Origin of the sequence: Marinilabilia sp. (assembly GCF_016278715.1) — a bacterium.
Classification (GTDB): Bacteria; Bacteroidota; Bacteroidia; order Bacteroidales; family Marinilabiliaceae; genus Marinilabilia.
Genome location: NZ_JADQBH010000189.1, coordinates 1 through 8772, shown reverse-complemented (window position 1 = coordinate 8772; position 8772 = coordinate 1). Strand labels below are relative to the sequence as shown.

The window sequence follows — 8772 nt, the reverse complement described above, 5'->3', positions numbered from 1 at the left end:
TACAGGTAACCTGGGAGCCCCGGCCCAATCGGTCATTATTGAAGACATCCCGGTACATAGTAGTTTTCTTTTTTCAAATAATCTGAATTACTGGCTGACGTCACCCGAAGACTGGAAATATTACAATACCCGAACGCCCTACACCAATCTTTACTATCAGCACAGTGGTCCCAAAAGAAGGAGCGAAGAAAATGTGGGCGTTTTGTTCACTCAAAACATCAATGAAGACCTCAATGTGGGCTTCAATTATAAACTAATATCATCGGTCGGAAAATACGACGGACAGCAAGTGGAAAACCGTCTTTTTCGGCTTTTTTCGTCCTATTCTGGCGAAAGATACCTGGTACACGGGTCTTTTGTTTACGGCAAAACCGATCAGTTGCACAATGGAGGAATCATTGACGACAACAACATCCTCAATCCGGAAGACAATGAATATGACGGACCCGAATATATTCCCGTTTACTTCACAAATGCATCAACACGCATAGACAACTACAAGCTTTTTGTCAATCAAAAACTTAAAATCGGGAACATATCCATTGCTGTCAACGACTCGGTGAAGAAAACAACACCACTGGCTACAGTCAGTCACACTTTTGAGATGGATCGCTATCGACGGGCCTATAAAATTGATGACTTATCGAAGGTATTCCCCGAGGATGAAACGCTCTGGTTTTATCATGAAAGATACAATGACCCATCTCAAACCAAAGATACCACATATCAGACCACCTACAGAAATACGATACAACTGAAGTTTAATGAAGAAGCCAATCCATTTTTGCGTTTTGGGATGCGGGTTTATCTGATGAATGAGGTGGAACGCAATCGCTGGCCGGCATCAACCGTCGCCATTCTGGACACTGCAAACAACGAAACAGGTGAATTGATCTACCACAAAAGAAAAGAAAAACGTACTGCAACGGCATTTGGCGGTCAACTCTTCAAAAACCTGGGCAATAATTTCTTTTACGATGCCGGCTTGCGTGTTTGGTTTCAGGGACATAAAGCGGGAGACAGTGAAATTACAGGAGGTTTTAACACACAATTCAGGATAGCCCGGGACACAGCAGGTTTTTTTGCCCGAGGAGGAATCTATTTGACATCGCCCGACTTCTTTACCGAACAGTATTATTCCAATCACATTTCCTGGAACAAGCGTTTTGACCCCGAAAAAACTGTAAAAATTCGTGGCGGCATCAATATTCCCACACGCAGATTGCAGCTAACCGGTGAAATAAGACTGCTAAACGACCATATTTACTGGGATGAAGAAGCCTTACCCGATCAGACAAATGATTTTTTGCAACTCATCCAGGTGAAATTAAAAAAGCATTTTCAACTCTGGAACCTGCACAGTCGAAATGAATTGGCCTACCAAATCACCAGTAACGACCGCTATGTACCGGTACCTGAATTCTCTATTTTCAGCTCCAATTACTTTGAGAATACGCTTTTTCAGGTGTTATTTTTCCAGATTGGATTTGATGTAAGATACCATACCGCCTATTACGCACCGGATTTTATGCCTGCAACCGGTCAATTCTTTATCCAGCGGGATCGAAAAACAGGAAACTATCCGGTGATAGATCCATTTGTAAACTTTCATCTCAAAAGAGCCAATATTTTCGTCAAATATGATCACGCAAATCAGGGGCTGATGGACACCGACTACTTCCATACCATCGGCTATCCCATCAATCCTGGAGGTTTAAGATTTGGCGTTTCGTGGAATTTTTATGACTAACCCCCGACACGTTTTTGCCTGCATGTCAACATTTTGATATCTTTGCTCACCTTATTGACCGGTAGATTGCAGCCAAAATAACAACAGGTATGATTTTTGGGTCCGGTCAGAAAAACACTTTTATGGGAAAGATTCTTACCGCAATACTTACGAGTCTAACATTACTGTTACCGGGATGTTTTACGGAGAAAAAAGGAGCCTCCCCGGATACAGCCATTGAACTCTCCAAAAGAGATTTGAACGACATCAACGAAGAAGGAGTGGTAAGGGTGGTCACCAACTACAACTCGACCAACTACTTTGTATACAAAGGCACACCCATGGGTTATCAGCTGGAACTACTTCAGGAATTCAGCAATTATATGGGATTAAAACTGGATGTTACCATAAACAACGACCTCTCCACCAATTACCGGGATTTAAAAGCAGGAGCCATTGACATCGTTGCCAGCAGTCTTGCCGCCACACTCGAAAAAAACGAGGGCATAAGATTCAGCGAGCCCCACAGTTACAGTCGACAGGTTCTGATACAACAACGCTATCAGCCCGACGATGGAAACACCGGAGACCGCGAGTACAATAAACTCATTCGCAACCAACTGAATCTTGCAGGAGAGACCATCTATGTACAAAAAGAATCGGCCTATGCCAAAAGGTTGCGCAACCTGGCCCAGGAAATCGGCGACAGCATCAACATCGTTGAAATTGCAGATTATGAAGTAGAACAACTCATTGGTCTGGTGGCCAGCGGAGAAATAAAATATACAGTTTGTGATGAGAATCTGGCCCGGGTTAACCTCAATTACTACCCCAATCTGGATGTGGAAACCGCCATCAGTTTTCCTCAAAAGCTTTCGTGGGCCGTTCGCTCTACCTCGCCCGATTTGTTAAACGTCATCAATAACTGGCTCATCAGCTTCAAAAAAACCGCCCGCTACAACCAGATTTATCAAAAATATTATCTCAACAAACGCTCCGTTCACTTGGTGGATGAGGGTTTTCATTCCATTAAAGGTGGACAGGTATCTGATTTCGATGAAATGATTAAGGAGGAGAGTAACAAATTCAACTGGGACTGGAGACTGATTGCCTCTTTAATTTATCAGGAATCCAGATTCTTCCCAAAAGTTGAAAGTTGGGCAGGAGCTCAGGGACTCATGCAGTTAATGCCCGGGACCGCTGATCGCTTTGGCGTTGAGAATCCCGACAACCCCCGGCAAAATATCCGGGGAGGTGTGGAATTTCTGAAATGGCTGGATGAGCGATTAAAATCCAGGGTGGCCGATCCCGAAGAAAGAATCAAATTTGTACTTGCCTCCTACAACGTTGGATTGGGTCACGTTCTGGATGCCATGAATCTGGCAGAGAAATTTGGAAAAGACCCACTGGTATGGGAAAACAATGTGGATTATTATCTACTGCATAAATCGGAGCCCAAATATTTTAACGACCCGGTTGTGAAATTTGGCTACTGCCGGGGCGAAGAGCCCTATCACTACGTTACAGAAATTCTGGAACGCTATGAACATTACAAAAATGTGATGGAATAACTAAATTTTTCGCAGCACTTCCAGCATCTCACTAAGAATCATTGCTGTGGCTCCCCAGATCACGCGTCCTTCTGCGTCGAAGTAAGGCGCCGAGAGCGAGACCCCATTAATGTTCTTGGTCAATTGCTTCACATTTTCCTGCTCGAGCAACACCTCCAGAGGAACTTCAATAATTTCGTCCACTTCGGTGGGGTCGGGAGAAAATTCAGGTTGATAATCTACCCAGCCCACCTGAGGGTACACCTGAAAGTTGCTGTTAGGGATATACAAGGGAGTCAACGCACCCAACACTTGAATATCCTCCTGCACAATACCTATCTCTTCGTGACTCTCCCGTAAAGCAGTGGCACAGAAATCCGAATCTTCCTCCTCATATTTGCCCCCCGGAAAACTTATCTGACCACTGTGTACACCGTCATAAACCGGACGTTGTATAAAAGGCAGAAACCAGCTGCCGTTGCGGCGATAAAACAAAATCAAAACACTGCTTGGCCGTGCCTGAGCAGGATCAGGCAACCGGGTTCCCGTGAAACGGGCACTCGGTGCCATCAGCTCATGCGCCGGTTCGCCGGGCAAGGGGCCTTCGAGCAGCTGTTTTAATTTTTGTATTTGCATCAATTTTGAGTTCTGTGTTTTGGGTTTTGGGTTGCGGGTTGCGGGTTTTGAGTTTTTAAAACTCTAATCCCTACTTGCCTATTCACCTACTTGGGGTTTTGGAATTGATTAGCCCAACTTTTCAACGGCTTTTCTAATCCTGGAAACCACCTCATCTTTCTCCAGCATTTCAACAATGGTAAACAAATCGGGGCCAAAACTGCCACCTACCAGGGCCAACCGTAAAGAGTTCATTACGCCGCCAAAATTCATCTCTTTTTCCTGAATCAAGGCAGAAACCTGTTCTTTTAGAGAATCAGCATCCCAGGAAGTTGAAACACCGTCAAAGAAATCTGCCAGCTGCCCCATAAAAGCAGGGACATCACCTTTCCAGCGTTTTTTTGCAACTTTTGCATCATACTCCTCAGGGGCAACAAAGAAAAAAGCACTCTGCTCCCACAAGTCGGCCACAAAACTAACCCGTTCTTTAACCAGGGAGACTATTCGTGTAAGATGATCGACGGATGGAGGCACAACCCCTTTTTCTGCCAACACAGGACCAAAAAGCCCGGCCAGTTCTTCATCCGGTTTATTAACCAGGTACTGATGATTGAACCATTTGGCTTTTTCGGGGTCAAAACGGGCACCCGACTTATTGACGCGGTCGAAAGAAAAAGCATTCACCAATTCTTCCTTAGAAAAAAGTTCCTGTTCGGTACCGGGATTCCATCCCAGCAAAGCCAGCATATTGATGAACGCCTCAGGAAAATAGCCATCCTCACGATAGCCGGCAGCAACTTCCTTAGTTTCAGGATCTGTCCATTCAAGTGGAAACACAGGAAATCCCAGTTTATCGCCATCCCGCTTGCTCAGCTTTCCTTTGCCCTGAGGCTTCAAAATCAACGGAAGATGTGCAAAGACGGGTTTGTCCCACCCAAAAGCCCGATACAGCAAAACATGCAGGGGCATAGATGGCAGCCACTCTTCTCCGCGAATCACATGGGTCACCTCCATCAGGTGATCGTCAACCACATTGGCCAGATGATAAGTAGGCATTCCGTCGGCCTTAAAAAGTACCTTGTCATCCAGGTCGGATGTGCGGAAAGAGACCTTGCCACGAATCATATCTTCGTCTTCCACCGCCTCTGCCTGTTCGGGCATCTTGAAGCGAATAACATAAGGCATTTCATCCTGAAGCAGTTTCTTTACCTCATCGGATGACAACGACAGGGAATTTTTCATAGAAAGACGGGTGTGCTCATCGTAAGAAAAAGTTCGTCCATCAGATTCCGCTTCGCTTCGCGCCTGATCTAATTCTTCAGCAGTATCAAAAGCAAAATAGGCATGTTCTTTCTCGATCAGCATATCGGCATACTCCCGGTATTGAGCCTTGCGCTCACTCTGCCGGTATGGCCCGAAGTTTCCACCCTGAACAGGGCCTTCATCAAATTCCAGTCCGCTCCATTTCAGCGATTCAATAATATAATCTTCCGCTCCATTTACATAACGGGTTTGGTCGGTATCCTCAATACGTAAAATAAAGGTACCTCCGTTTTGGCGGGCAAAAAGATAATTGAACAAAGCGGTTCTTACCCCTCCCATGTGCAAGGGGCCTGTAGGACTGGGTGCAAATCTCACGCGAACTGAATTTCTATTACTCATATCTTTGATGTTACATTTTCTGGTCTTATTTCTGCAAAGATAGAAAAACGAAGAATATTTTTTAAGCGTTACGAAATTCTACCGAAATTTTGTCCACACTGGATTTCCCTTAGGAAAAGACATTGGCAAAAGATTGGATAATGGGTTTTAAAAAGGAGCTGTCTCAAACTTCATTTTAAAACTCCGGAATTTTCATATTTAAAACCACTGGTGTCCGGTTAATAAACTGAATTACCTTGGGGCAACCAACCCGTTATCTCTCAAGTCTTTAGCCACCTTTCTCGCCAATTTACTGGTAAGAGCCTGATTACCACCCATAACTCCATTCACTTCGGATCGAGCCATCCATACGGGCTTCAATGATTCCCGATCAACCAGGTAACAATAAAATTTAGCGTTCGGGTCCTCGTCGTTTAGAATTATACTGGTTTCATCGCTATAGGTATTTGTCGAAGTGCGCCAATAATCATCCAGATTGACCACCAAAATTCCATCTATTTCATAATGATCCAGTCGTTCTAGAAAATCCTCATAAGCGATGGGTTGATTACTTTCAAATATCTTGCTGCTTTGGGCTACAATGGTTTTCTTATCAGCCAAATTTCGAACCAGACTTTCTTCAATTTGCTTTCGCAAATCCGCATCTCTGAATGAATTAAATTTACCTTTGAAATGGGCATCGTAAACCTCCTCTTCCAGCACGGAAAGATCCAACTTTTCTCCCACATAAACCGGCAGTAACCTCTGATAAGGCACATAATCCTTCTCAACCAACGTTGAAGACAAATTACCAACCGCACAGCTATTCATAAAAAAAAGGGAAAACCCAAGAAAAAGAAATGTCTCCCATTTCTTTCGGGCGATAAGAAGTTGACATTTCGACAAAAGCATGATGTCTTTAAAAGATGTTTGAATTCTGTTATTCATAATTCGGTTTTTAGGGTTTGTTAATACATTATCAATTGTTCATTAAACAAACCTCATACCAAAACATGACATAAAACATACTATTTGTGTTCTTTTTACACTTTCATTTTAACACAGTAGTAATTGGCACGACCCACCCCGGGGTCGATTTTTATGTAAATTCCACATCTGTAGATATTTGACCCACACAGGGGTCATACCTTTATATCTGAAGCAACAGAACCTGAAGGGCTCTTATGTTTATAGCTTTCGAAAAATATCAATAGTGTCCAAAACATTTCCCCAAAAGGGATTTCATCTCTTAAACCCAGATCCCGATTAGGGTTTTGTAAGGTTTTGATTTTCCAAAACCAAAAAAACCTATTTCGGGACAAAAAATTAATTTCATGAATATTGCTACGTTCGGCATTACCTAAGCAAGCCTGGTTACTACTCTCTCATTTCTCACCACGTGCGCGAGACTCTAATCCTCGCAAAACCAGGTCATTGCGAGCGTAGTGAAGCAATCTCACTTTTTTAACCGGGCACCAATGTTTATAAATGAACCAAAATTTTAAACAGGTCCCCATATTTGTAACGACCCAATTATTAAAAAAGGCCTGCCGAAAAAAATCGACAGGCCCCTGGTTACATTATGGCAATAAAAATCATCCGCACTTTGAAGTACCGCAACTTTGACAAATCAGACAACCTTCCTGGTAAATCAGTTTATCGGAGCCACAGTTTTCGCAATTACCTTTTTTCACTTTAGTCCCATTGGGAATGTACTTTTTAAGGGCACGTTCCACACCGTTTTTCCAATTGTTAATGTTTTCATTATCCAACTGGAGTCCGGCCACCAGGTGTAAAGCATCCTCAATGGGCATACCATGACGCAATACGCCAGAAATTAATTTGGCATAATTCCAGAATTCCTTTTGGAACTTAAACGACAACCCTTCAATGGTGGTTTTGTATCCACGTTTGTTCACATATTGAAAATCGTAACGCGAGGTTCCATCGCTGTCGCGACTCTTAATGATATAGCCTTTCTGAACTGATTTGGGCAGCAGGATACCATCCTCATCGTCGGCGAGTCCGGTGAAAATCTCATAAGGACGACCATCCAGCAATCCCACGAAGGCAATCCACTTTTCTTTATTATTCTGGAATCTTACCACATCAGCTTCCAGAACATCAGGTCGTTTTTTAGGGAATTTTGCTCCATCCTCATCTTTCTTCTCCGAATTATTGAGCAATACCCCGGCACGGGAACCATCACGGTACACTGTCACTCCTTTACAACCGCTTCTCCATGCTTCCACATACAACTGGCCCACCAATTCCTCGGTAGCAGTTGAAGGAAGGTTAATGGTCACACTGATGGAGTGATCCACCCATTTCTGCACCTGTCCCTGCATCCGCACTTTGCTCATCCAGTCCACATCGTTAGAGGTAGCCTTGAAGTAAGGAGACTTCTCAATAAGCTTGTCCAGTTCTTCCTGTGAATAATTTCTTGTTGTGTCAATTTTGTTGGCCTTCATCCACGTTACAAACTTGTGATGAAAAACAATATACTCTTTCCAGCTATCGCCCACTTCATCAACAAAATCCACTCGCTCCTGCGGATCATTGGGATTCACTTTACGACGACGCTTGTAAACCGGCAAAAAAACAGGCTCAATACCACTTGAGGTTTGTGTCATCAGACTGGTGGTACCGGTTGGAGCAATGGTAAGCAAAGCAATGTTACGACGACCATGCTTTTTCATCTCCTCATACATCTCAGGATCAGCCTCAGCCAATCGTTTAATGAAGGGATTATTCTTTTCTTTTTCAGCGTTAAAAATCGGGAAAGCACCACGCTCTTTGGCAAGTTCCACTGACGATTTGTATGCTGAGACAGCCAGTGAACGATGCACTTCCACTGAAAAATCGGTTGCAATATCGCTACCATAACGAAGTCCTAATGCAGCAAGCATATCCCCTTCGCCGGTGATGCCTATTCCGGTACGACGACCTTCTTCAGCCTTTTTACGGATGTTCAGCCACAGATTTTTCTCAACACCTTTAATTTCTTCAGTCTCGGGATCGGCATTTATTTTCTCCAGGATGCCGTCAATTTTTTCCAGTTCCAGATCAATAATATCATCCATGATGCGCTGTGCATGGCCAGCGTGTTCCTTAAACAAATCAAAATTGAAGCTGGCATTATCGGTAAAGGGATTGTCCACATAAGAATAGAGGTTTATGGCAATCAACCGGCAGCTGTCGTATGGACACAAGGGAATTTCCCCACACGGGTTGGTA

General features: G+C 43.7%; 5 protein-coding genes and 1 pseudogene. 2 read left to right on the top strand and 4 right to left on the bottom strand.

The window, feature by feature from the left end; genetic code table 11:
• Positions 1-1750, top strand: a 1750-nt coding sequence (locus tag QZZ43_RS11895; protein WP_291859502.1) for a putative porin, incomplete at its 5' end; no start/stop codon positions are given.
• A gap of 122 nt (positions 1751-1872) precedes the next feature.
• Positions 1873-3300 carry a transporter substrate-binding domain-containing protein gene (locus QZZ43_RS11890; RefSeq protein WP_291859500.1) on the top strand — a complete coding sequence of 476 codons (1428 nt, stop codon included), beginning with the start codon at positions 1873-1875 and terminating at the stop codon, positions 3298-3300.
• On the opposite strand, the gene QZZ43_RS11885 is transcribed toward QZZ43_RS11890, so the two are convergent.
• From QZZ43_RS11885 to QZZ43_RS11870, 4 genes and pseudogenes are all read right to left on the bottom strand, one after another.
• Entirely contained in the window at positions 3301-3915 is a 615-nt protein-coding gene (locus QZZ43_RS11885) for a CoA pyrophosphatase (RefSeq protein WP_291859497.1), read from the bottom strand.
• Between the two features lie 108 nt (positions 3916-4023).
• Positions 4024-5556 carry a glutamate--tRNA ligase gene (gene gltX / locus QZZ43_RS11880; RefSeq protein WP_291859495.1) on the bottom strand — a complete coding sequence of 511 codons (1533 nt, stop codon included), beginning with the start codon at positions 5554-5556 and terminating at the stop codon, positions 4024-4026.
• A gap of 231 nt (positions 5557-5787) precedes the next feature.
• Positions 5788-6483: a hypothetical protein gene (locus QZZ43_RS11875; RefSeq protein WP_291859492.1), complete on the bottom strand. Its 696-nt coding sequence runs from the start codon at positions 6481-6483 to the stop codon at positions 5788-5790.
• Between the two features lie 647 nt (positions 6484-7130).
• A pseudogene (locus QZZ43_RS11870) lies at positions 7131-8772 on the bottom strand (ribonucleoside-diphosphate reductase, adenosylcobalamin-dependent); the annotation flags it as partial.

Bases quoted from the DNA above. Each gene is read 5' to 3' on its own strand.
- QZZ43_RS11890 (WP_291859500.1), top strand. From the start codon at position 1,873: ATGGGAAAGATTCTTACCGCAATACTTACGAGTCTAACATTACTGTTA.
- gltX (WP_291859495.1), bottom strand. From the start codon at position 5,556: ATGAGTAATAGAAATTCAGTTCGCGTGAGATTTGCACCCAGTCCTACA.
- QZZ43_RS11885 (WP_291859497.1), bottom strand. From the start codon at position 3,915: ATGCAAATACAAAAATTAAAACAGCTGCTCGAAGGCCCCTTGCCCGGC.
- QZZ43_RS11875 (WP_291859492.1), bottom strand. From the start codon at position 6,483: ATGAATAACAGAATTCAAACATCTTTTAAAGACATCATGCTTTTGTCG.